This window comes from Amycolatopsis sp. NPDC004368, from assembly GCF_053602515.1.
Map to the genome: position 1 here is coordinate 357,998 of NZ_JBSGDT010000003.1, position 21,862 is coordinate 379,859.

20 protein-coding genes are annotated in these 21,862 nt (G+C 68.0%); 8 read left to right on the top strand and 12 right to left on the bottom strand.

From position 1 onward, the window contains the following. Positions 1-45: 45 nt before the first annotated feature. Together ACWEOE_RS07765 and ACWEOE_RS07770 are read right to left on the bottom strand one after the other, a co-directional pair. The gene (locus tag ACWEOE_RS07765; protein ID WP_452005384.1) at positions 46-1,242 is read right to left on the bottom strand and encodes an MFS transporter; all 1,197 of its coding nucleotides are present in this window, start codon (positions 1,240-1,242) and stop codon (positions 46-48) included. Positions 1,243-1,353: 111 nt separating this feature from the next. Next, positions 1,354-2,445 (bottom strand): adenosine deaminase, encoded by a 1,092-nt coding sequence (locus tag ACWEOE_RS07770; RefSeq protein ID WP_452005387.1) that lies wholly within the window; start codon positions 2,443-2,445, stop codon positions 1,354-1,356. A gap of 211 nt (positions 2,446-2,656) precedes the next feature. Here ACWEOE_RS07770 and ACWEOE_RS07775 point away from each other — a divergent pair, with 211 nt between their 5' ends. After that, positions 2,657-3,784 carry a PA containing protein gene (locus ACWEOE_RS07775; RefSeq protein ID WP_452005389.1) on the top strand — a complete coding sequence of 376 codons (1,128 nt, stop codon included), beginning with the start codon at positions 2,657-2,659 and terminating at the stop codon, positions 3,782-3,784. 211 nt (positions 3,785-3,995) lie between these two features. Here ACWEOE_RS07775 and ACWEOE_RS07780 read toward each other — a convergent pair whose 3' ends face one another. From ACWEOE_RS07780 to ACWEOE_RS07805, 6 genes are all read right to left on the bottom strand, one after another. After that, positions 3,996-5,282 carry a thymidine phosphorylase gene (locus tag ACWEOE_RS07780; protein WP_452005392.1) on the bottom strand — a complete coding sequence of 429 codons (1,287 nt, stop codon included), beginning with the start codon at positions 5,280-5,282 and terminating at the stop codon, positions 3,996-3,998. After that, positions 5,279-5,668 (bottom strand): cytidine deaminase, encoded by a 390-nt coding sequence (locus tag ACWEOE_RS07785; protein WP_452005395.1) that lies wholly within the window; start codon positions 5,666-5,668, stop codon positions 5,279-5,281. The genes ACWEOE_RS07780 and ACWEOE_RS07785 overlap by 4 nt, the downstream gene beginning before the upstream one ends. Continuing rightward, positions 5,668-6,924, bottom strand: coding sequence for an ABC transporter permease (locus ACWEOE_RS07790; RefSeq protein ID WP_452005397.1), 1,257 nt, complete (start codon positions 6,922-6,924; stop codon positions 5,668-5,670). The genes ACWEOE_RS07785 and ACWEOE_RS07790 overlap by 1 nt, the downstream gene beginning before the upstream one ends. A 20-nt stretch (positions 6,925-6,944) precedes the next feature. Continuing rightward, the gene (locus tag ACWEOE_RS07795; RefSeq protein ID WP_452005400.1) at positions 6,945-8,042 is read right to left on the bottom strand and encodes an ABC transporter permease; all 1,098 of its coding nucleotides are present in this window, start codon (positions 8,040-8,042) and stop codon (positions 6,945-6,947) included. Next, positions 8,042-9,607 carry an ABC transporter ATP-binding protein gene (locus tag ACWEOE_RS07800; protein WP_452005403.1) on the bottom strand — a complete coding sequence of 522 codons (1,566 nt, stop codon included), beginning with the start codon at positions 9,605-9,607 and terminating at the stop codon, positions 8,042-8,044. The genes ACWEOE_RS07795 and ACWEOE_RS07800 overlap by 1 nt, the downstream gene beginning before the upstream one ends. A 96-nt stretch (positions 9,608-9,703) precedes the next feature. After that, entirely contained in the window at positions 9,704-10,849 is a 1,146-nt protein-coding gene (locus ACWEOE_RS07805; RefSeq protein ID WP_452005406.1) for a BMP family lipoprotein, read from the bottom strand. A 709-nt stretch (positions 10,850-11,558) separates the two neighbouring features. Here ACWEOE_RS07805 and sdhC point away from each other — a divergent pair. From sdhC to ACWEOE_RS07830, 5 genes are all read left to right on the top strand, one after another. Beyond that, positions 11,559-12,041 carry a succinate dehydrogenase, cytochrome b556 subunit gene (sdhC, locus tag ACWEOE_RS07810; protein ID WP_452005409.1) on the top strand — a complete coding sequence of 161 codons (483 nt, stop codon included), beginning with the start codon at positions 11,559-11,561 and terminating at the stop codon, positions 12,039-12,041. 1 nt (position 12,042) lies between these two features. Next, a complete protein-coding gene (locus ACWEOE_RS07815) occupies positions 12,043-12,459 on the top strand; it encodes a succinate dehydrogenase hydrophobic membrane anchor subunit (RefSeq protein ID WP_452005411.1) in 417 nt (138 codons plus the stop codon). Between the two features lie 41 nt (positions 12,460-12,500). Continuing rightward, a complete protein-coding gene (gene sdhA / locus ACWEOE_RS07820; protein ID WP_452005414.1) occupies positions 12,501-14,255 on the top strand; it encodes a succinate dehydrogenase flavoprotein subunit in 1,755 nt (584 codons plus the stop codon). Beyond that, positions 14,255-15,025, top strand: coding sequence for a succinate dehydrogenase iron-sulfur subunit (locus ACWEOE_RS07825; protein ID WP_366575578.1), 771 nt, complete (start codon positions 14,255-14,257; stop codon positions 15,023-15,025). Before sdhA ends, ACWEOE_RS07825 begins: the two co-directional genes overlap by 1 nt. Before the next feature lie 174 nt (positions 15,026-15,199). Beyond that, the gene (locus ACWEOE_RS07830; RefSeq protein WP_452005418.1) at positions 15,200-16,123 is read left to right on the top strand and encodes a hypothetical protein; all 924 of its coding nucleotides are present in this window, start codon (positions 15,200-15,202) and stop codon (positions 16,121-16,123) included. Between the two features lie 230 nt (positions 16,124-16,353). On the opposite strand, the gene ACWEOE_RS07835 is transcribed toward ACWEOE_RS07830, so the two are convergent. Then, on the bottom strand, positions 16,354-16,608 hold the full coding sequence (locus tag ACWEOE_RS07835) for an SCO4848 family membrane protein (RefSeq protein ID WP_452005421.1): 255 nt from the start codon (positions 16,606-16,608) through the stop codon (positions 16,354-16,356). A gap of 43 nt (positions 16,609-16,651) precedes the next feature. Here ACWEOE_RS07835 and ACWEOE_RS07840 point away from each other — a divergent pair, with 43 nt between their 5' ends. Continuing rightward, positions 16,652-17,875, top strand: a complete 1,224-nt coding sequence (locus tag ACWEOE_RS07840; protein ID WP_452005424.1) for a D-alanyl-D-alanine carboxypeptidase family protein — start codon at positions 16,652-16,654, stop codon at positions 17,873-17,875. Here the strand turns inward: ACWEOE_RS07840 and ACWEOE_RS07845 are convergent. The 3 genes from ACWEOE_RS07845 to ACWEOE_RS07855 form a co-directional block, all read right to left on the bottom strand. Continuing rightward, positions 17,872-18,885, bottom strand: a complete 1,014-nt coding sequence (locus tag ACWEOE_RS07845) for a YhjD/YihY/BrkB family envelope integrity protein (protein WP_452005426.1) — start codon at positions 18,883-18,885, stop codon at positions 17,872-17,874. The two genes, ACWEOE_RS07840 and ACWEOE_RS07845, sit on opposite strands and share 4 nt — an antisense overlap. 382 nt (positions 18,886-19,267) lie before the next feature. Continuing rightward, positions 19,268-20,290 carry a tryptophan--tRNA ligase gene (trpS, locus tag ACWEOE_RS07850; protein WP_452005429.1) on the bottom strand — a complete coding sequence of 341 codons (1,023 nt, stop codon included), beginning with the start codon at positions 20,288-20,290 and terminating at the stop codon, positions 19,268-19,270. Positions 20,291-20,350: 60 nt separating this feature from the next. Beyond that, on the bottom strand, positions 20,351-20,680 hold the full coding sequence (locus ACWEOE_RS07855) for a hypothetical protein (protein ID WP_452005431.1): 330 nt from the start codon (positions 20,678-20,680) through the stop codon (positions 20,351-20,353). A 450-nt stretch (positions 20,681-21,130) separates the two neighbouring features. Between ACWEOE_RS07855 and ACWEOE_RS07860 the strand changes: the two genes are divergently transcribed. Continuing rightward, on the top strand, positions 21,131-21,850 hold the full coding sequence (locus ACWEOE_RS07860; RefSeq protein WP_452005434.1) for a chitinase: 720 nt from the start codon (positions 21,131-21,133) through the stop codon (positions 21,848-21,850). The last annotated feature ends 12 nt before the right edge of the window (positions 21,851-21,862 follow it).

The following is a 21,862-nucleotide window of genomic DNA, read 5'->3' on the forward strand; positions in this document are numbered from 1 at the left end:
CGTTGAAGGCCACCCGAAGGCGCTTGCCCCGGGTGGCCTTTTTCGTCAGCCCTCCGCTCGCACCGGCACCACAGCAACCGCCAACGCGGGAAAGACCGCCACCACCCCGAAGGCCAACGCGTACCGCGAATCCCCGATCACCAGCCCCAGCAGTGGTGGCGTCAGCGCCCCCGCGATGTTCTGCGCGGTGTTCTGCGTGCCCATCGCCCGTCCCGACCAGGCGACGCCCGCGAGTTCCGCGGAGGCCGTGAAGCCGAGGCCGTTGTCCGCGACGGTGACAACAGCCGCGAGGACCAGGGCGGTCAGCACGAGCCACAGCCAGGTCGCGTCGCCGAGGGTGACGAGGAGCATCACGGCCACGCTGGCCACCGCGAGTTGCCGCATGGGGCGCAGGCGGCTGCCGACGCGGTCGGACCAGTAGCCCGATGCCAGGCGGCCCAGCGCGCCGAGCACCTGAGCCACCGCGAGGAACACGCCGGCCTGCGACGGGCTCCACTGGTGCTGCGACACGAGGTACACGGGAGCGAACGCCGACACCGCGAACTGCGGCACCACCAGCAGCGCGCTCGCCCCGTGCACGCGCCAGAGCCACGGCTTGCGGTACGGCGAAGGAGGCTTTTCCGCGACAGCCCGGGGCGGCCGCGGCGGGTCCACGACGAACACCGCGACCAGCAGCGCCACCAGGATCGCCAGCGCGGCGGGCAGCAGCACCGCAGTCTGGAAACCCCAGCGCGCGGCCAGCGGCGGCAGGCCCAGCGCGGCGACGCCGACCCCGAGCGGCTGCGCCGTCTGCCGGATGCCCATGGCCATGCCGCGTTCGGACTTCGAGAACCAGCCCATCACGACGCGGCCGCTGGCCGCGTTGACCGAGGCCGTGCACGCTCCGGCAACGAGGAACACGCCCAGGAGAACCCCGACCGGGTGATGCCACAGCGCGGCGTACACCAGGAGTAACCCCGACGCACCCAGCCCGAGGGCCATGATCAACCGCTCCCCGTAACGGTCCGCAGCCGCGCCCCACACGATCAGGGTGAGCAGCAGGCCGACGCTCGGCGCGGCCACCACGGTGCCGGCCTCGGCGAGCGTGAGGTCGTCGGCGGCGCGCATCGCGGGCACCAGGAAGGGCAGCCCGTAGAGGAAACAACAGCTCGCGGTCTGCGCGGCGAGGCCGAGCGCGAGGATGAGCCACCGTCGAGAACTCGGCTTTTCGCGTATCGACTCACCGGCCGCGACCTGCGCCATCTTCGTCACCGTCTCATATATTGAGAATTTATTCCTACATTATGAACTTTAGTTGGGCATGCTAAGGAACGCAACCACCATCGAGGTGGTTGCGTCCGGCGCAGCAGGACGTCAGGCCAGCGCGGCGTACCCGGGCTTGATCACGTCGTTGATCAGCGACAACCGGGTGTCGAAATCGAGGAACGCGGATTTCATGGCATTGATCGTGAACCAGCGAAGATCATCGAGACCGAACCCGAACGTGGTCGCCAGAGCGGTGAATTCACTGGTCATCGTGCATCCGCTCATCAGCCGGTTGTCGGTGTTCACCGTGACCCGGAAGTGCAGCCGGGCGAGCTGGGCGATCGGGTGCTCGGCGAACGAGGCGACGGTGCCCGTCTGCACGTTCGACGTCGGGCAGATCTCCAGGGGTATGCGGCGGTCCCGAACGTAGCTCGCGAGCCGTCCAAGGTGGACGGTTCCGTCCGAATCGGTCTTGATGTCCTCGATGATCCGCACACCGTGGCCGAGCCGTTCGGCACCGCAATACTGAATGGCCTCCCAAATGGAGGGAAGACCGAACGCCTCACCCGCGTGAATGGTGAAATGCGCATTGTTCTGTCGCAAATACTCGAATGCGTCGAGATTGCGGGTGGGCGGAAAGCCGTCCTCGGGACCGGCGATGTCGAAGCCCGCCACGCCGGCGTCGCGGTGGCGCACGGCCAGCTCGGCGATCTCGAGGGCCCGCGCGTGCTGGCGCATCGCGCAGAGCAACGTGCGGACCTTGATCGCACCGCCCGCGGCGGCCACGCGCTGTGTTCCTGCATCGATACCGGTCTGGACCGCTTCGACCACCGCATCGAGTGACAGGCCGCGCTCGACGAACAACTCGGGTGCGTAGCGGAGCTCGGCGTAGACCACGCCGTCGGCCGCAAGGTCTTCCACCGCCTCGGCGGCAACTCTGACCAGCGCTTCCTCGGTCTGCATCACGCCGCAGGTGTGGGCGAACGTCTCCAGGTAGGACACGAGCGAGCCGGAATCGGCGGCTTCGCGGAACCAGCGGCCGAGGGCGTCGACGTCGGTGGTCGGCAGGGCGTCGTAGCCCGTCGCTTGCGCGAGCTCGACGACGGTGGCCGGGCGAAGGCCGCCGTCCAGGTGATCGTGCAGCAGGACCTTGGGGGCTCGGCGCAGGGTCGCCGCGTCGAGCGGGGTTACGTCTGACATGCACCAACGGTAGTCTCGTTGTCATTCCCCTACATGGCGGTAACTCTCAGCGCCGAGGCAACCCTCAGCTTTGACGATCAAGGATGGAATCGGCCATCCGGGTAACGACGCCGTTATCCCGTCTTGGCGGGCCCCATACGCACAGCAATTTTTCACTGGATAAGCTTCGTGCCACGTCCCTTCCATTTCCCCGCCGACGAAGGACACAGCAGTGACCACTGACAACCACATTGCGGCTCCGTCCTTCGACCGGATGCGCAACATGCTGGTGCGCGCGGCCGAAGTGCGCGAGAGCGAACAGCAGCAGATCTTCGACGCGCTGGACGACATCTACGCCCGGCTCGCCCCCGTCGACTCGCTGGGCGCCGTGCGCAAGCGGCTGTCCGAGATGCCCGACCGCACCGAGGTCGGCGTGATCGCCGAGCGCCTCGACGAGGCCATGACGCGCCTGGAAGCCCAGGACAACGCGATCGCCGCCCTCACGCACGCGGTCGAGAGCATCGTCGACAAGCTGGCCAAGCCGTTCGCGCAGCTCGACGGCCGGCTCGACGGCGTCGCCGCGCGCTTCGAGGGTGTCGCCGGCCGGATGGACGGGCTCGAGGACAAGCTCCAGAACATCCACCGCCGGCTCGACGAGCTGGGCGGCCACCTGGACAAGCAGGACGCCAAGCTCGACTCGATCCCGCAGACCACGCAGGGCCCGGTGCGCGAGCGCATCGACCTCGCCGAGGCCGCTCTGCGCGAGCGCATCGAGACCGCGGACGCGAGCCTGCGCGAACGCATCGAGACGGCCGACCACGAGCTGCGCTCGCGCGTCGACGAGCTGGACCGCGCCACTCGCGAGCGAATCGGCGCCAACACCGACGCCCTGCGCACCGCCATCACCGAGACCGGCGAGATGGTCGACGCCTCCGAGCGCCTCGAGGGCCTCGTCAACCGCCTCGACACGGTCACCCAGCGCCTCGACGATCTGGGCAACCGCCTCGACAAGGTCGAAGACGGCTTCGTCTCCCAGCTCGGCGACCTCGACGGCTCGATCAAGACCGGCCTGTCCAAGGTCGAGGGCACCCTGGCCAAGCAGCCGGACACCGACTCGGTCGACTCGCTGGTGCGCCGCTCCAACGACGAGTCCGTGCGCCGCATCGGCGGCCAGCTGGACGAAGCCATGGCCACCTTCGCCGAGCTCATGCTGGGCGGCGGCCCGGCCGTGCAGCAGATCGCCCCGCCCGCACCCGCCCCGCGCCAGCCGCGGCGCAGCTCGCGCAACGGCCGCTCCCCGAAGGCGGTGGACCCGAAGGCGAAGAACGGGTCGGAGCCGGAAGACTCTGCTGGTGAGTGAGGTTTAGTCCTGTTTGTGGAAGTGCCCCGCGCCGGGTTGGGCGCGGGGCACTTCTGTGTCCGGGTGACGGCGAGTCGCCGGCACATGTGGCCGGGGCCCGAGACAAACCCCCGACCTGCCAAGAGGCTGGCCCACGTCCGTTCTATCGGCCACCCCCGACGAAAGCTCTCGCCAAACTGGCCACAACTCGGCGATGGTGTGGACGACTCGGTCAATCAGCCTCAGACCGGATCGTCTCCAGGACGATCGGCCCCGGTACCGGAGCAGCCGCCGACACCGTGAACGCGCCGGACAACGCCTCAAGAGCTCCGGCCACCGCCGAAGGCGTATCCGTGTGCAGCTCCAACAACGGCTCCCCCTCCACAACAGCCTCTCCCGGCTTCGCCAGACACAACACCCCCGCCGCGGCCTGCACCGGATCTTCCTTGCGCGCCCGCCCGGCCCCGAGCCGCCAGGCGGCCACGCCCACCGCGTATGCGTCCAGCGAAGCCAAAACACCCGAAGCAGGCGCCGGAACCACGTGGACGTGCGAAGGCCGGGGCAACGGAGCCGAAGGGTCACCGCCCTGAGCAGCGATCATCCGGCACCACGTCTCATAAGCCTCACCCGAAGCCAGCACCGCGGCCGGATCCACTGAGGACAACCCCGCCAGCGCAAGCATCTCCCGCGCCAAAGCCACGGTCAGCGAGACCACATCCGCGGGTCCACCACCCTGCAGCACGGACACCGCCTCGGCGACCTCCACGGCGTTGCCCACCGCGCGGCCCAGCGGCACGTTCATGTCCGTGATCAGCGCCGTCGTGGGAACGCCGTGGTCGGCGCCGATCGACACCAAAGTCGAAGCCAGCGCGCGAGCCGAAGCGACGTCCTTCATGAAGGCGCCCGAACCCGCCTTCACGTCCAGCACCAGGCCCGATGCGCCCTCGGCGATCTTCTTCGACATGATCGACGACGCGATCAGCGGCACGGATTCCACCGTGGAAGTCACGTCCCGCAGCGCGTACAGCTTCTTGTCCGCCGGAGCCAAACCCTCCGTGGCCGCGCAGACGACCGCACCCACCGAGGACAGCTGCGCGGTGATCTCGTCCAACGACAGCGCCGCCCGCCAGCCGGGGATGGACTCCAGCTTGTCGAGCGTCCCGCCGGTGTGGCCGAGGCCGCGGCCGGACAGCTGGGGCACGGCGGCGCCGCAGGCCGCGACCAGTGGCGCCAGCGGCAGGGTGATCTTGTCACCGACGCCACCCGTCGAGTGCTTGTCCACGGTCGGGCGGGCTACGTCCAAAGACAGCCGCGAGCCGGACGAGATCATCGCCGACGTCCAGCGCGAGATCTCCGCCGGAGTCATCCCGCGCAGGAAGATGGCCATGGCCAGCGCGGCCATCTGCTCCTCAGCGACGACCCCGTGCGTGTACGCGTCCACGACCCAGTCGATCTGGGCATCCGGCAAAGGGAAGCCGTCGCGCTTCAAGCGGATGATGTCGACCGCGGCGAAGGTCACGGGAGGTCCTCGGGCCCGAACGCGTCCGGCAGGACGTCCGACATCGGCAGCACCCCGCGCGGCGTGTCGACCAGGCAGGCGGACCCGCCGAGCTCGAACAGGATCTGCCGGCACCGGCCGCACGGCATCAGCAGCTCACCTTCACCGCCGCGGCAGGCGACGGCCACGAGCCGGCCGCCGCCCGAGAGCCGCAGCTGGCCCGCCATGGTGCATTCCGCGCACAACCCCAAGCCGTACGACGCGTTTTCGACGTTGCAGCCCGTGACCATCCGGCCGTCGTCCACGATGGCCGCGACGCCGACGTGCAGGCCCGAGTAGGGCGCATAAGCCGAAGCCGCCGCAGAAACAGCCGCCGCACGCAGCGCATCCCAATCCACAGCGGACATCAGTCCCCCTCCCCGCGCCGATAGGGCGCGCCATCGGCCTTCGGCGGACGTAGTCGTTGCGAAGCCACCGCGAGCACGATCAGCGTCACGAAGTGAGCCGTGTACGGGATCAGATCGCTCGGCAGGGTGTCGTTGGTCCAGTAGATCGCGTACAGCACTCCGGCCCCGACCACGCCCAGCGCGGCCGCCAGCCAGCGGCGGCGGATCAGCTGCACCACCACGATGACCGCCAGCAGGATCACGGCGCCGTACAGCAGCGCGAGCACCGCCGTGCCGCCGCCGGAGAGCTGCAGGCCGTCGGCGTAGCCGAACAGCGCCGCGCCGCCGAGGAGGCCGCCCGGGCGCCAGTTGCCGAAGATCATGGCGGCCAGACCGATGTACCCGCGGCCGTTGGTCTGGTTCTCGAGGTAGTCCGCGCCGCCCTTGAGCAGCACCAGCGAAGCGCCACCCATGCCGGCGAAGCCACCCGAGATCAGCACGCCGAGGTACTTGTACCGGTAGACGTTGACACCCAGCGACTCCGCGGCCACCGGGTTCTCGCCGCACGAGCGCAGCCGGAGGCCGAAGCGCGTGCGCCACAGCAGCCAGTAGCTGACCGGCACCAGCAGGATCGCGATCATCGTCAGCGGCGCGACGCCGGTGACCAGACCACGCAGCACACCGGCGACGTCCGAAATCGCCACGCGCTGCCCGTCCTCGAGCGTGCCCAGCCAATCGGACAGTCCCGACGCCGAGTACGTGTCGAACTTCGGCACCGGCGGCGACTGGCGCGGGTTGCCCGAGATCGGCTCGAAGATCAGGTTCGCCAGGTACTTGGCGACGCCGAGGCCGAGCAGGTTGATCGCCACGCCGGAAACGATGTGGTTGACGTTGAACGTCACCGTCGCCACCGCGTGCAGCAGGCCGCCGATGGCGCCGAACACGATGGCCGAGAGCAGGCCGATCCACACGCCGCCGTAGTACGCGCCCCAGGCCGCGCCGAACGTGCCGAGGATCATCATGCCCTCGAGGCCGATGTTGACCACGCCCGCGCGCTCCGACCACAGGCCACCGAGCGCACACAGCAGGATCGGCAGCGCGAGCCGCAGCGCCGTCGACGTCGTGTTGCTCGACGTCAGCGCCGAAACGCCGGTGGAGTACGAAGCCGTGGACATCACCGCGATCGCCACCACGGCCCAGATCACGCCGCGCAGCCAGCCGGGGATCCGCGGACGCCGCTTCACCGGTTCGGTGATGCCGGAGGCGGGCTCCGGCATGGGGAACTCCGTCACCTGGCTCACACCGCACCGCCTTCCGCGACGGACGAACCCTTGCGCCCGTTGCCGGCCAGTGCCCGGCCCACCCTGCGTTGCTCGGCCGCGAGGTCGGCGCGGCGCACGATCTCGTACGCGACGACGACCGACAGCACGATGACACCCTGCATGATCGTCGCGATCTCCTTGGACACGTTGATCTGCTCCAGCGACACCGCCGAGGTGTCGAGGAACGCCCACAGCAGCGCGCCGAACGCGATGCCGCCGGGGTGGTTGCGGCCCAGCAGCGCCACGGCGATACCGGTGAAGCCGTACATCTGCGTGGCCGTGATGCCGTAGCTGTAGTCGCGGCCGAGCAGCTCCGGCATGGCGACGAGACCCGCCACGGCGCCGGAGAGCAGCATCGCGATCAGCGTCATCCGCTTCGCGCTCACGCCACCGGCGGCCGCGGCGGTCGACGACTCGCCACTGGCCTTGAGCTCGAAGCCGAACCGCGTGCGGTTGAGCATGAACCAGTAGGCGATGCCGATCACGATCGCGATGAACAGGAACCCGAACAGCACACCCGAGCCGATCGGGATGCCCGGGATCCGGCCCGACGGCGCGATCTCGCGCGTGCCGATGTTGTTGCCCGTCTGCACACCGAACTGGTCGGCGTTGACGAGGAACGCGATGATGCCGGCGACGATCGAGTTCAGCATGATCGTGGAGATCACCTCGCTGACGCCCCGGGTCACCTTCAGCACCGCGGGGATCGTCGCGTAGAGCGCGCCGGAGGCGACCGCGACGAGCAGGATCACGATGGTGTGGATGACCGGCGGCAGCTGCAGCGCGCCGCCGATGATCGCGGCGACCACGGCCGCGAACCGGTACTGGCCCTCGACACCGATGTTGAACAGGTTCATCTGGAAGCCGATGGCCACCGCGAGCCCGGACAGGTAGTAGATCGTCGCGAGGTTCACCGTGTCCACGGCGGTGGAGCCCTTGAAGAGCTGGCCCACCATGATCCCGTACGCCTCCAGCGGGTCGGCGCCGGAGATGACGAGCGCGATCGCCGAGAGCAGTACGGCGAACACGATCGCGAGCAGGGGCGGCAGCAGCCGCGTGCGCCACGAAGTCATTACGCCTCTTCACCTTCTTCGGCACCGGTCATGGCGGAACCGAGTTCCTGCGGGGTCACGGTGGCGGGGTTCGCCTCGCTCACCAGGCGCCCGCGCAGCATCACGCGGATCGTGTCGGAGAGCCCGATCAGCTCGTCGAGGTCGGCCGAGATCAGCAGCACGGCCAGGCCGTCGGCGCGGGCCTGCCGGATCTGTTCCCAGATCATGGCCTGCGCGCCGACGTCGACACCGCGCGTCGGGTGCGAAGCGATCAGCAGCACGGGGTTGCCCGAGAGCTCGCGCCCGACGATCAGCTTTTGCTGGTTGCCACCCGAGAGCGCGACGGCCGGCACGTCGATGCCCGGCGTGCGCACGTCGTACTCGCGCACGATGCGCTCGGTGTCGCGGCGCGCGCCGGCGATGTCGAGCAACTGTCCACTCGAGACGGGTTTGCGCGTCTGGTAGCCGAGGATCCGGTTGACCCACAACGGTTGTGTGAGCAGCAGGCTGTGGCGCGTGCGGTCCTCGGCGATGTAGCCGATGCCGGCCTCGCGCCGCGCGAGCGTGCCCAGCTTCACCAGGTCGTGGGTCTTGCCGTCGGCTTCGACGAGCTCGATGTGCCCGCCGCTGGCCTTGCGCATGCCCATGATCGTCTCGACGAGCTCGGTCTGACCGTTGCCCTCGACGCCCGCGATGCCGAGCACCTCACCCGCGTGCACGGTGAACGCGATGTCGTCCAGCAGCTTCAGCTCGGAGTTCTCGGCCGTGAGGTTCAGGTCCTTCAGGCGCAGCACGGTGCGGTCGGTCACCGTCGACTCGCGGGTCTCGGGGCTGGGCAGCTCCGAACCCACCATCATCTCCGCCAGCTGGTGGCTGGTGATGGTCTTCGGGTCGACCGTGCCGACGGTGGTGCCGCGCCGGATCACCGTGACCGTGTCGGCGATCGCGCGGACTTCGTCGAGCTTGTGGGAGATGAAGAGGAAGGTGTAGCCCTCGGCCTGCATCTCGCGGACCGTGGCGAACAGCGCGTCGACCTCCTGCGGCACGAGCACCGCGGTGGGCTCGTCGAGGATGATGATCTTCGCGCCGCGGTAGAGGACCTTCACGATCTCCACGCGCTGGCGGTCGGCCACGCCGAGCTCCTCCAGCAACGTGTCCGGCTTGGCGCGCAGGCCCGTCTGCTCGGACAGCTTCTTGAGCCGGGCGCGCGCCTCGCGGCCGATGCCGTGCAGGGCCTCGCCGCCGACGAACACGTTCTCGGCGACGGTGAAGTTGTCGGCGAGCATGAAGTGCTGGTGCACCATGCCGATCCCGGCCTGGATGGCGTCCTGCGGGTTGCGCAGCTTCACCTCGGTACCGTTGATGGCGATGGTTCCCTCGTCGGGCTGCTGCATCCCGTAGAGGATCTTCATCAGGGTCGACTTGCCCGCGCCGTTCTCGCCGCAGAGGGCGTGCACCTCGCCCGCGGCGACGGTGAGGTTGACGTCGGAGTTGGCGACCACACCCGGGAAGCGTTTGGTGATCCCGGTCAGCTGGACGGCCGTCGTGCCCCGGTCGGGGACGGCTTCGGCCTCGGCAGTGCTCATCGCAAAGGACATCCAGTTCTGTCGAAAACGCAGTGCTGGTCAAACGCGTGAGGGCTCGGAAGGAAGATCCTTCCGAGCCCTGGCGCGTGGCGGGTACTACTTGGCCGGCTTGTCCGAGACCTGGATGGCGCCGGAGATGATCTGGGCCTTGTAACCGTCCAGAACGTCCTTGATGTCGTCGATCTTGCCACCCGAGGTGGCGTAGCCGACGCCGTCGACCTTGAGGTCGAAGCGCTTCGGCAGCACGCTCAGGTCACCCTTGGCGTCGGCCTGCAGGAAGTCGAACACCGCGACGTCCACGCGCTTCATCATCGAGGTGATGATGATGTCCTTGTCGGCCGCGACGGTGGCCTGGTTGTACTGGTCGGAGTCGACCCCGATGGCGAAGGCCTTGCCCGACGTCTTGGCCGCGTCGAACACGCCCTTGCCGGAGGCACCGGCGGCGTGGTAGATCACGTCGGCGCCGTTGGCGATCTCGGCGGCGGCCTTCACGTTGCCCTTGGCCGGGTCCTGGAACCCGGAGAAGTCACCGGCCGGCGTGAGGTACTCGTCGTCGATCTTGACCTTGTTCGACACGGCCTTGGCGCCCTGCAGGTAACCGGCCTCGAACTTCTGGATCAGTGGGGTGTTCACGCCGCCGATGAAGCCGATGTGGCAGTTCTTGCTCTTGTAGACGGCGGCGACGCCGGCCAGGAACGAACCCTGCTCCTCGGCGAACACCAGCGGCGTCACGTTGGGGAGCTTGATGGTGTCGTCGTCGACGATCGCGAACCTGGTGTTCGGGTGCTTGGGCGCGACGGCGGTCACGGCCGGCGCGTACGCGAAGCCGACGGCGATGATCGGGTTGAGACCCTGGCTCGCCATCTGCTCAAGCCGCTGCTGCTTGGCCGCCTCGCTCTCGCTCGGGCTCGCTGTGCTCTCGCTGACCGTCGTGACGCCGAGCTCGGCCTTCGCCTTGTCGACGCCGGCCGCGGCCGCGTCGTTGAACGAGGCGTCGCCCCGGCCGCCGATGTCGAACGCCAGGCCGACCTTGAGCTTGCTGCCATCCACCTTCTCACCGGAGGAGCTGCTCGTCGTGGTGGCGGCCGGAGCCGCCGGCGGCTTCGGCGCGGTCACGCAGCTCGAGTCCGAGCCGCCCCCCGCAGCGGTGTTGGTGCTGCTGCTCCCGCCGGTGTCCTTCGCGCACCCTGCCAAGGTGAGGACCCCGGCCATGGTCGCGGCGGCCAGCGCGGTTCCACGCATGCGACGCAACGTGTGTCTCCCTCCCCGCTGATCCAGCGGACTAAGTGGAAACGGACCCGGCCCCTGCATTTCGTCAACGGCCGAGTTCGACGGCAGAACCGTACCCAACGGCAAGACGAGCGCCATAGGAAAGGCACGCTACGTGACACAAATGTTTACTCAGAGGTCCGAATCGCGACCGATCGTGTACTTACCGTGATCATCCGGATCAGGCACGTGCTCACCATCTGTCACAGTGGGCGGCCAGTGGCCCTCGTTCCCGACAACGCGAACCCGTCCGGACGATCTTCGTCCACCGTCCGGCGAAGGTCTCCCCGGACGGCCCCGGCGAACGGGCGTCGCGGACATCACGAAAACCGCCCGGGCCCGCCTCGTTTTTCACCCGCGGCCGGACTCGGTTCCGGCGTGCTGAATCGAACCGACCGGCCCCGGAGCCCCAGGTCGGATTCACTCGGGAACGGGCGCGCCGCGTGGCCGGGGCCACACGTCCGAGTGGCTCGGGACGCTCCGGGTGTCTGGTCCATCACAGAGACGAACCCGGAGGTGAGCCGGGTGCAGATGGCGGGTCTAGCATCCCTTTCATCCACGCTCGATGGCCCTAGATCTCGGCATCGCTGCCGGTGTCGTCCCCAGTGGACCGACGCGGAAGCGGGTTGCGGACCTCACCGGTCACCCGGGCACAACAGATGACGTTGGAGGCCGTTCACCGATGTCCACCACGGCGAGCTCCGCCACTGGGGCGGGATCCCCCCCATCGGGGGCGGGAGCCAACACAGCGGCGGGAGCGAGCGATCGGGCGGGTGCCTCACGCCGGCAGGGGACCTTCTACCGGGGCGACCCCGGCATGTGGTCCTGGGTGCTGCACCGCATCACCGGCGTGCTGACATTCTTCTTCTTGTTCGTGCACGTGCTCGACACCGCGCTGGTGCGCGTGTCGCCGAACACCTACGACCAGGTGATCGACACGTACAAGACGCCGCTCGTGAACCTGCTCGAGGTCGGCCTCGTCGGCGCGGTCCTCTTCCACGCCCTCAACGGCATCCGCGTCATGCTGGTCGACTTCTGGTCCAAGGGCCCGAAGTTCCAGAAGACGATGCTGTGGGTGATCGGTGTCGTGTGGGTCGTCGTGATGATTCCGGGTGCGTTCTTCATGCTGAAGCGCACGGCCGAGATGCTCTTCGGGGGTAACTGACATGGCCGACTCGCTCATCATCGAATCGCCGCGCGCCCCGAAGCGCCCGGCCGCCCGCCGCAGCAACTTCGAGCTGTACAGCTGGCTGTTCATGCGCATCTCGGGCCTCGCGCTGATCATCCTGGTGCTCGGTCACCTGCTGATCATGAACATCCTCGACGGCGGTGTGCACCGCATCAACTGGGGCTTCGTCGCCGGCCGCTGGGCTTCGCCGTTCTGGCAGTTCTGGGACCTCGCGATGCTGTGGCTCGCCGAGATCCACGGCGGCAACGGCCTGCGCACGATCATCGACGACTACGCCCGCAAGGACTCCACGCGGTTCTGGCTGAAGATCCTGCTGTACGTCTCGATGGTCCTGATCCTGGCCGTCGGCACGCTCGTGATCTTCACGTTCGACCCCGAGATGCCCGCCAGCTAGGCGCACCCACCACACGATTCCCGATAAGCGGAGCAATCCCTATGCAGTTCCACAAGTACGACGTGGTGATCGTCGGGGCCGGCGGCGCCGGCATGCGCGCGGCCATCGAAGCCGGCCAGCGCGCCCGCACCGCGGTCCTCACCAAGCTGTACCCGACCCGGTCCCACACGGGCGCCGCGCAGGGCGGCATGTGCGCCGCGCTGGCGAACGTCGAAGAGGACAACTGGGAGTGGCACACCTTCGACACCGTCAAGGGTGGTGACTACCTGGTCGACCAGGACGCGGCGGAGATCATGGCCAAGGAGGCCATCGACGCGGTCCTCGACCTCGAGAAGATGGGCCTGCCGTTCAACCGCACGCCCGAGGGCAAGATCGACCAGCGCCGCTTCGGCGGCCACACGCGTGACCACGGCAAGGCGGCCGTGCGCCGCGCCTGCTACGCCGCGGACCGCACCGGCCACATGATCCTTCAGACGCTCTACCAGAACTGCGTCAAGTACGGCACGGAGTTCTTCAACGAGTTCTACGTGCTCGACCTCGTGACCAGCGAAGACGAGAACGGCAACCCGATCGCCTCGGGCGTCGTGGCCTACGAGCTGGCCACCGGCGAGCTGCACGTGTTCCAGGCCAAGTCCATCGTGTTCGCCACCGGCGGCGCGGGCAAGATCTTCAAGACGACGTCGAACGCCCACACCCTCACCGGTGACGGCCTCGGCATCATCTTCCGCAAGGGCCTGCCGCTGGAGGACATGGAGTTCTTCCAGTTCCACCCGACCGGACTCGCGGGCCTGGGCATCCTGATCTCCGAAGCCGTCCGCGGCGAAGGCGGGATCCTGCGCAACGCCGACGGCGAGCGGTTCATGGAGCGCTACGCCCCCACCATCAAGGACCTCGCGCCGCGCGACATCGTCGCCCGCTCGATGGTCCAGGAGGTGCTGCAGGGCCGCGGCATGGGCCCGAACAAGGACTACGTGGTCCTCGACGTGACGCACCTGCCGGTGGAGGTCCTCGAGACCAAGCTGCCGGACATCACCGAGTTCTCGCGCACCTACCTGGGCGTCGACCCGGTGAAGGAACCGGTGCCGGTGTTCCCGACCTGCCACTACGTCATGGGCGGCATCCCGACGAACATCCACGGCGAAGCGCTGCGCGACAACGAGAACGTGATCCCGGGCCTGTACGCGGCCGGCGAGGTCGCGTGCGTGTCGGTGCACGGCTCGAACCGCCTGGGCACCAACTCGCTGCTGGACATCAACGTGTTCGGCCGCCGCGCCGGCATCGCGGCGGCGGAGTACGCGCTGGCGCACGAGCACGTGGAGCTGCCGGAGCTGCCGACCAAGCTGGTCGAGGAGCAGCTCGCGGGCCTGCTGTCGGAGCACGGCGACGAGCGCGTCGCCGACATCCGCAAGGAAATGCAGCAGACGATGGACTCCCACGCCTCGGTGTACCGCACCGAGGACACGCTCAAGCAGGCGCTGACCGACATCCAGGCGCTGAAGGAGCGGTACACGCGCATCACCGTGTCGGACAAGGGCAAGCGGTACAACACCGACCTGCTCGAGGCCGTGGAGCTGGGCTTCCTGCTCGAGCTGGCCGAGGTCCTGATCGTGGGCGCCCTGGCGCGCAAGGAGTCCCGCGGCGGCCACGCCCGCGAGGACTACCCGAACCGCGACGACACGAACTTCATGCGCCACACCATGGCGTACAAGCAGGGCGAGGGTCTGTCGGCCGACATCCGCCTCGACTACAAGCCGGTGACCTTCACGCGTTACGAGCCGATGGAGCGGAAGTACTGATGACTGCGGCAACCACCGAAGAAGCCCCCGCGGCCTCGCAGGACCACACGCCGATCACGGTCACGCTGAAGATCCTGCGCTTCAACCCCGAGGTCGACACCGAGCCGCACTGGGAGTCCTACGACGTCCCGGCGCAGCGCACCGACCGGCTGCTCAACCTGCTGTTCTACGTCAAGGACTACATCGACGGCACGTTCTCGTTCCGCCGTTCGTGCGCCCACGGCGTGTGCGGTTCCGACGCCATGCAGATCAACGGCATCAACCGTTTGGCCTGCAAGGTGCTCATGAAGGACCTGCTCGAGACGGGCGGAAAGAAAACCACGATTACCATTGCCCCGATCAAGGGCCTGACGACGTTGAAGGACCTCTACGTCGACATGGACCCCTTCTTCGAGGCCTACCGGTCGGTGAAGCCGTACCTCATCAACTACGGTCACGAGCCCTCCCGCGAGCGCATCCAGTCCCAGGCCGACCGCGACCGCTTCGACGACACCACCAAGTGCATCCTCTGCGCCTGCTGCACGTCGTCCTGCCCGGTCTACTGGAACGACGGCTCGTACTTCGGCCCCGCCGCGATCGTCAACGCGCACCGCTTCATCTTCGACTCGCGTGACGACGCGGCCGAGGAGCGGCTGGACATCCTCAACGACTCCGAGGGCGTCTGGCGCTGCCGGACCACGTTCAACTGCACGGACGCCTGCCCGCGCGGGATCCAGGTGACCAAGGCGATTCAGGAAGTGAAGCGCGCACTTTTGTTCAAGCGCGTCTGAGAATTTCGCTGTCGAACAGGCCCCCATCCGGTTCCCGGACGGGGGCTTTTTCGTTGCCGATTCGCAGCAAAGTCGGACAAAACTCCCCTGAACGGCGCTAGGGCACTGTGTGTGATGGGGCTAACCTGACGAGTTACCGATGTCTCATACGGTCGTGCGACGGGGAACGAACAGATGAGCGCTGGTGCGGAACTGCGGAAGGTGCTTTCCCAACACGCGGCGCCCTTGGTCGCCGATCTCGAGGAGCTCGTGTTCCGGCACGGCTACCTGCGGGTGTTCGCCGCGACGATCGCCTCACTCGGGAGCGTGGGGTTACTCGGCGAGGTGCTCGGCCTGAAGTGGCTGCAGACGACGTTCGCCGGCATCGCGGGTGGTCTGTTCATCATCGCGAGCGCGATTTCCTTCGCCGGCACCCACAAACTCCGCACGCGGGTGCAGCACAGCGAGGAGCTCCTGCACAGCTACGCCGACGCGCTCGCGATGCGCACGCGCAAGCCCATCTCCGTGCAGGAGTGGAAGCAGGAGGTGGTCGTGGAGGACAACGGCGACGCGTTCTGCCGCCGGGTGCTGGTGCTCCACGAAGCGAGCGACGACGTTCCGCGCTACCTCTCGGTGAACCTGGTGTACTACGGCACCACACCGTTGTCCGAGCGGACCCGGAGATTGGTGGAGTGCAAGGCTTTCCACGCCGGACCGGAGGACCTCGACCAGCGTACGCGAGCCAATGCGACCTCGATCTGGTCCACTTCGTCGAACGGGAAGCCGAAACTCGACCTCTACATCCACCTCGGCAGCGTGGTGCAGGAGGGCGATGTGATCACGGTCGAATGGACGTGGCCGAAGTACTCGGTGGACCTGATGAGCGGCGCGGAACCCGAGGCGTTCGACGTTCTGTTCACAAAGGACGTCAGCAAGTTCGAGCACCGCGTGATCTTCCGCAACGTCAAGCACGACTCGTCGTTCGTGGTCCGGAACCAGGGTGCGCAGGGGCTGCGCCGGATCCGCCAGGGCCGGGACGTGATCGTGGAGTTCTCCGCCGCGAACCCGAAAATGTCCCACCGGATGGGCTTCATCGCGGATTACTCACGCGACGGCTGAAAACACCGAAAGGGCCCGAAGTTCGCACTTCGGGCCCTTTCACGGGGTGTGTGATCGGGGGGACCGATCAGTTGCCACCCGTTTCCGAACCGCCGTGCATACGAAGTCCATTCACGTAACCGAGCCATCTGCTTGTGGCCCACGGGGCCGCTGACACTACCCCGTGCCTCCGCGGCCGTCATGCCGGGTCCACTGATCGGGAAACGCGATCGCGCGCCACCACGGGTGGATCAGCTGTCGGCCGACGCACGTTCCTTCGATCGGGTGGACCGCAAGGCGCGCCACCCCAGCACCCCGATGATCGTTCCCAGCACGAACGACACCACCGTCAGCACGGCGTGCACGATGAAGTACGCCGTGGGAGAACCGTCCGCAGACCAGGACTGGGTGCTGGCCCACAGGTTCTTGGCGAAGGTGATCCAGATGATCCAGGACCACACGCCGAACAGCAGCAGGAAGACCGCGGTACCTCGCGAAATGCGCATGCCCCTGAGTATGCAACCGGGCTCCCGGCGCTAGATTGCGTGGGTGCGCAGAGTTCTCTCCCGGTCGCTCCCGGTCCTTGTCGCGGTGCTCCTCGTCGGCGGGCCGGTGAGCCGGCCCGCAGAGGCCACCGAGTTCAGGCAGCAGGCCCAGCCGTGCCAGGACCAGGCCGCGCCGCCGGCGCCGGTGGACACGTCGGAGAAGCCGGCGCCCGGGCAGACCGTGCCGCCGCCGTTGCCGATGCCCGCCCAGCCCATCGGTGGGCTGCGCATGGGCGGCTGCGGGATGATCCTGCCCGACGGCGCGCTGAACCCGCCGGACGGCAACACGGCCGCTTCCTGGGTCGTGCAGGACCTCGACACCGGTGACGTGATCGCGGCGAAGAACCCGCACGCGCGGGAGCGGCCGGCGTCGCTGATCAAGACCCTGCTTGCGCTGGTCGTGACCAGTGAGCTGAAGCCCGACCAGATCGTGGTGCCGACCAAGGAGGACGCCGAGCAGGAATGCACCTGCGTCGGCATCGTCGCGGGCGCGAGCTACACGGTCGACCAGCTGCTGCACGGCCTGCTCATGCACTCGGGCAACGACGTGGCCCACGCGTTCGCCACGGCGCTCGGTGGCGTGGACGTCGCGACCGGCAAGATGAACCTGCTCGCCAAGCGCATCGGCGCCATGGACACGCGCGCGGCCACGCCGTCGGGGCTCGACGGGCCCGGGATGTCGACCTCGGCGTATGACCTGAGCCTGATCTTCCACTACGCGATGAAGCAGCAGGAGTTCGCGCAGGCGGTGGCCACGAAGTCGTACACGATTCCGGCAGCGGGCGGGAAACCCGCCATCCCGGTCTACAACGACAACAAGCTGCTCGGCGTGTACCCCGGCTTCCTCGGTGGCAAGACCGGGTTCACCGACGACGCCCGCCACACCTACGTCGGCGCCGCGCAGCGCGACGGGCACCGGCTCGCCGTGGTGATGATGCGGGCGGAGCAGCGGCCGACGAAGGTCGTCGACCAGGCGGGCAAGCTGCTCGATTACGGCTTCGCGCTGGAGAACGACCACGCGGAGCCCGTGGGACGCATCGCGTACGAGGCCCTCGTGGCCACGGCGCCGCTCGCTCCCCCGGTGAACGTCGCCGCCGGGGCCGCTTCGACGGCCGCCCCGGCGAAAGACGACCCGTTCGGCACCACCGGCTGGATCCTCACGCTGGTGGTCGCGCTGATCATCATCGGCGCGTTCGTGATCGGGCACCAGCGCAAGAAGCCGGCCTAATCGCGCCGGCGGCCCATCCAGCCGAGCAGCGCACCCACGCTGAACACGCCCGCGGCGGTGCCCAGCCCGAATCCACGGTGGACGGTCACGCGCGGCTCCAGCAGCACGGGCGCGGGCGGTCGCACGACCTTGCGCTGGTTCTCCTTCGCGGTCGCGGTCCAGGCCGTGACCATGAGGAGGAAGCGGGACACGAGGTTCGCGAAGACGAGCAGACCGATGATCGGCCCGAAGATGGCCGCCGACGGTGAGTTCGTCACGCTCGCCAGGTAGACCGACGCCACCTGCTGCAGGATCACGAACCCGATCGCGGCCACGATCGCGCCCTTCACCGCGCTGCGCATCGCCACGTGCTCGCGCGGCAGCCGCGCGATGACCCACATGAACACGAGCGTGTTGGCCGCCAGGCCGAGGATGATCGTCGCGATGCGCAGCACCCACACGGCCCACGTCTGGTGCTCCAGGCCGACGAGCTCCAGCAGGTACTGCCCCACCCCGCCGCCCGCGGCCGTCACCGCGAACGACACGATCAGCGCCACGCCCAGCCCGACGAGCGATAGCAGGTCCTTGATGGTCGTCGACACGATCGGCTGTTGTTTCTTCTCCTGCCCCCACTGCGCCGTGAGCGCGTCGCGCAGGTTCGACATCCAGCCGATGCCCGAGTACAGCGCCAGCAGCAGACCGAAGATCCCGATGCCGCTGCCGGAATCGATGGCCGCCTTGACGATCGTGTTCACGAGGTCCTGCAACGCCGGGGGCACGGAGTTCTTGATGCCGTTGGTGATCTGGTCGATCACGGCCTGGTCGCCGCCCACGACGATGCCCACGACCGTGAACGCCACCATGAAGATCGGGAACACCGCCAGCACACTGAAGTACGTGATGGCGGCGGCGTAGTGGTTGCCGTAGTGCTCGCCGAAGGATTCGTTGGCTCGGATCAGGTGATCCAGCCACGGGTACTTCCGCCGCAGCCGAGGCAGCAGCTTTTCCTGGTCACCGGTCTTGTTCGCCACCGTAAAACGCTAACCACGGCCGGTGAGACCCGCAACGCGAACGCGGGCCTGGGGTCACAAGGAAGGAATGTCGGCGGCGGCGGTTTCGAGGTGCTCCGGCGCGGGTACTTTCTCTGCTGCGCACGCCCTGGGTTCAGCTGCACGTAGTTGCGCTGCTGCGGGTCGTGCGCAACACGATGTCGCCGACGGCCGTGCCCGGCGGCCTCGCCCGGCGCCTCGGGTTCGGGGGCCGGTCGGCGCTTCGAGTTGGCGTGCACGGCGCCGAGGTGATACTCGCCGGCGCAGGCCGCCGCCGTCTCGCTTGCCACCGACCCGCACCGCCTGCCCGTTCGGCAACCAAAATGGACAGACGGGTCTTCACTTTTGTGCCCCGCCAAAAGAATCAGCGAGAAGCGGGCAGGAAGCCCAACCGCTCGTACACCGTGGCGAGCGTGGCCGCCGCGACTTCCCGGGCGCGCTGAGCGCCGCGGGCGAGCACCTTGTCGAGCTCGGCGACGTCGTCCAAATAGGACTGGACGTTGGCCTGCAACGGCGTGACCCACTCGACGAGCACCTCGGCGAGGTCCTTCTTGAGGTTGCCGTAGCCCTTGCCCGCATACGCCGCCTCGAGGTCGGCGATCGAGCGCTCAGTCAGGGCCGAGTAGATGCTCAGCAGGTTGGAGACGCCGGCCTTGTTCTCCGCGTCGAACGTGACCTCGCGGCCGGTGTCGGTGACGGCGGAGCGGATCTTCTTGGCCGACTTCTTGGGGTCCTCGAGCAGCTCGATGAGGCCGTTGGCCGCGGACGCCGACTTGCTCATCTTGGCCGTCGGGTCCTGCAGGTCGTAGATCTTCGCCGTGTCCTTGACGATGTAGGGCTCCGGAACCACGAACGTCTTGCCCAGGCGGTTGTTGAAGCGCTGCGCGAGGTTGCGCGTGAGCTCCAGGTGCTGGCGCTGGTCCTCGCCCACCGGCACGGCGTTGGCCTGGTAGAGCAGGATGTCGGCGGCCTGCAGGATCGGGTAGGTGAACAGCCCGACGCTGGCGCGGTCGGCGCCCTGTTTGGCCGACTTGTCCTTGAACTGCGTCATCCGGCTGGCCTCGCCGAAACCGGTCTGGCACTCGAGCACCCAGCCGAGCTGCGCGTGCTCGGGCACGTGGCTCTGGACGAACAGGGCGCTGCGCTCGGGGTCGACCCCGATGGCCAGCAGCTGCGCGGCCGAGCGGCGCGTGCGCTCGAGCAGCACCTTCGGGTCCTGCTCCACCGTGATGGCGTGCAGGTCGACGACGCAGTAGAAGGTCTCGTGCGTGTCCTGCAGCTTCACCCACTGCCGCAGGGCGCCGAGGTAGTTGCCGAGGTGGAACGAGTCGGCCGTCGGCTGGATCCCGGAAAGCACCCGCAGGCGCCCGTTCTGTTCGTCGGACACGTCGGCGATTCTTTCAGGAGCCGGCTGACCGGGTTTCCCCGGGCCGCTCGGCGGGGGGTTCTAGGGGTGCTGGACGGGCTCGAGGGGGCGGGTGGGCCCCTCGGCGTCGACCGGGGCGGCCACAGCGGTCGTGGCGGCGGCCGCGCGCGCCTTGCGGCGCTGGCGCAGCACGCCGAGGGCCATGCCGACGATGCCCAGGCCCACGGCGACCAGCCCCACCGGGCCGAGGATGCCGAAGCCCACCGAAGCGGTCTCCGCCCGGGCGACGCCGTTGTCGGCGAACGCCGTGCCGCTGCCGCCAAGCAGCAGCACGGCCGACAGCACGACGAGCGTCGCCGATCGGGCCGAGCGCAGCGTGGACCGCAACAGGAGATGACCTGGGTTGCGCACCGGAGTGCCTCCCGCGAAGTGATGTTCCTGGCGAGACACTCACCCGTAAGGATGAGCCTTGCTGTGAAAAAACTACCGAGCGTGTCAAGACCTGTCGGTTCTGATCAACTCGGGCGCCGAGACTAGCGCCCGTCCGGGGAAGCCGGGTGACCACCCCCGGGCTGACGGTGTCACTGGTGGTCAGCGGCCCGTCGCGGCTTTCGGGGGCACTTTCCGGCGCTCGAACGGCCGCGGCGGATGTCTTGTTGGTCCGGTTCCAGTGGCGTGACGCTCGCAAAACATGAAAAATGCTCACCCGTTTGGCGGCATTGGGCTACCGACAGCAAGTTATTCACCAACCCGATTGCTCTGATCGCGTCTTCTTGACCATCGAGCTCTGTTCACCCTGTCGTGATTGGTCTATACCTCATTGGTGTAGACCACTCCCAGGGCGAACAAAGGAGTTAGCCCATGTCCCTCCGAAGGATCCTCACCGCCGTCGGAATGACCGCCGCGGCCGCGCTCGCGGTGCTCGTGCCGGCCACCACCGCCGCGACCGCCGCACCCGCGGCCGGCTTCGTCGTGAGCGAGGCGCAGTTCAACCAGATGTTCCCGGGGCGGAACTCGTTCTACAGCTACAGTGGACTGACGAACGCGCTCGGCGCGTACCCGGGCTTCGCGAATTCCGGCAGTGACACCGTGAAGAAGCAGGAAGCCGCGGCGTTCCTCGCGAACGTGAGCCACGAAACCGGTGGCCTGGTGTACATCGTGGAGCAGAACACCGCAAACTACCCGCACTACTGCGACACCAGCCAGCCCTACGGCTGCCCCGCGGGCACCGCCGCGTACTACGGCCGCGGCCCGATCCAGCTCAGCTGGAACTTCAACTACAAATCCGCCGGCGACGCCCTCGGGATCGACCTGCTGAACAACCCGAACCTCGTGCAGAACGACTCGGCCGTCGCCTGGAAAACGGGCCTCTGGTACTGGAACACCCAAAGCGGCCCCGGCACCATGACCCCGCACGACGCCATGGTCAACAGCCGCGGCTTCGGCGAGACGATCCGCAGCATCAACGGCTCCATCGAATGCAACGGCGGCAACCCCGCCCAGGTCCAGAGCCGCATCGACGCGTACCGCAAGATCACCGGCATCCTGGGCGTGGACCCGGGAGGCAACCTCAGCTGCTGAGGTGCGCCGAGA

Coding starts and splice junctions, on each gene's coding strand:
- ACWEOE_RS07765 (WP_452005384.1), bottom strand. CDS start 1,242: ATGGCGCAGGTCGCGGCCGGTGAGTCGATACGCGAAAAGCCGAGTTCT.
- ACWEOE_RS07770 (WP_452005387.1), bottom strand. CDS start 2,445: ATGTCAGACGTAACCCCGCTCGACGCGGCGACCCTGCGCCGAGCCCCC.
- ACWEOE_RS07785 (WP_452005395.1), bottom strand. CDS start 5,668: ATGTCCGCTGTGGATTGGGATGCGCTGCGTGCGGCGGCTGTTTCTGCG.
- ACWEOE_RS07790 (WP_452005397.1), bottom strand. CDS start 6,924: ATGCCGGAGCCCGCCTCCGGCATCACCGAACCGGTGAAGCGGCGTCCG.
- ACWEOE_RS07795 (WP_452005400.1), bottom strand. CDS start 8,042: ATGACTTCGTGGCGCACGCGGCTGCTGCCGCCCCTGCTCGCGATCGTG.
- ACWEOE_RS07800 (WP_452005403.1), bottom strand. CDS start 9,607: ATGAGCACTGCCGAGGCCGAAGCCGTCCCCGACCGGGGCACGACGGCC.
- ACWEOE_RS07805 (WP_452005406.1), bottom strand. CDS start 10,849: ATGCGTGGAACCGCGCTGGCCGCCGCGACCATGGCCGGGGTCCTCACC.
- sdhC (WP_452005409.1), top strand. CDS start 11,559: ATGTCCACCACGGCGAGCTCCGCCACTGGGGCGGGATCCCCCCCATCG.
- ACWEOE_RS07815 (WP_452005411.1), top strand. CDS start 12,043: ATGGCCGACTCGCTCATCATCGAATCGCCGCGCGCCCCGAAGCGCCCG.
- sdhA (WP_452005414.1), top strand. CDS start 12,501: ATGCAGTTCCACAAGTACGACGTGGTGATCGTCGGGGCCGGCGGCGCC.
- ACWEOE_RS07825 (WP_366575578.1), top strand. CDS start 14,255: ATGACTGCGGCAACCACCGAAGAAGCCCCCGCGGCCTCGCAGGACCAC.
- ACWEOE_RS07830 (WP_452005418.1), top strand. CDS start 15,200: ATGAGCGCTGGTGCGGAACTGCGGAAGGTGCTTTCCCAACACGCGGCG.
- ACWEOE_RS07835 (WP_452005421.1), bottom strand. CDS start 16,608: ATGCGCATTTCGCGAGGTACCGCGGTCTTCCTGCTGCTGTTCGGCGTG.
- ACWEOE_RS07860 (WP_452005434.1), top strand. CDS start 21,131: ATGTCCCTCCGAAGGATCCTCACCGCCGTCGGAATGACCGCCGCGGCC.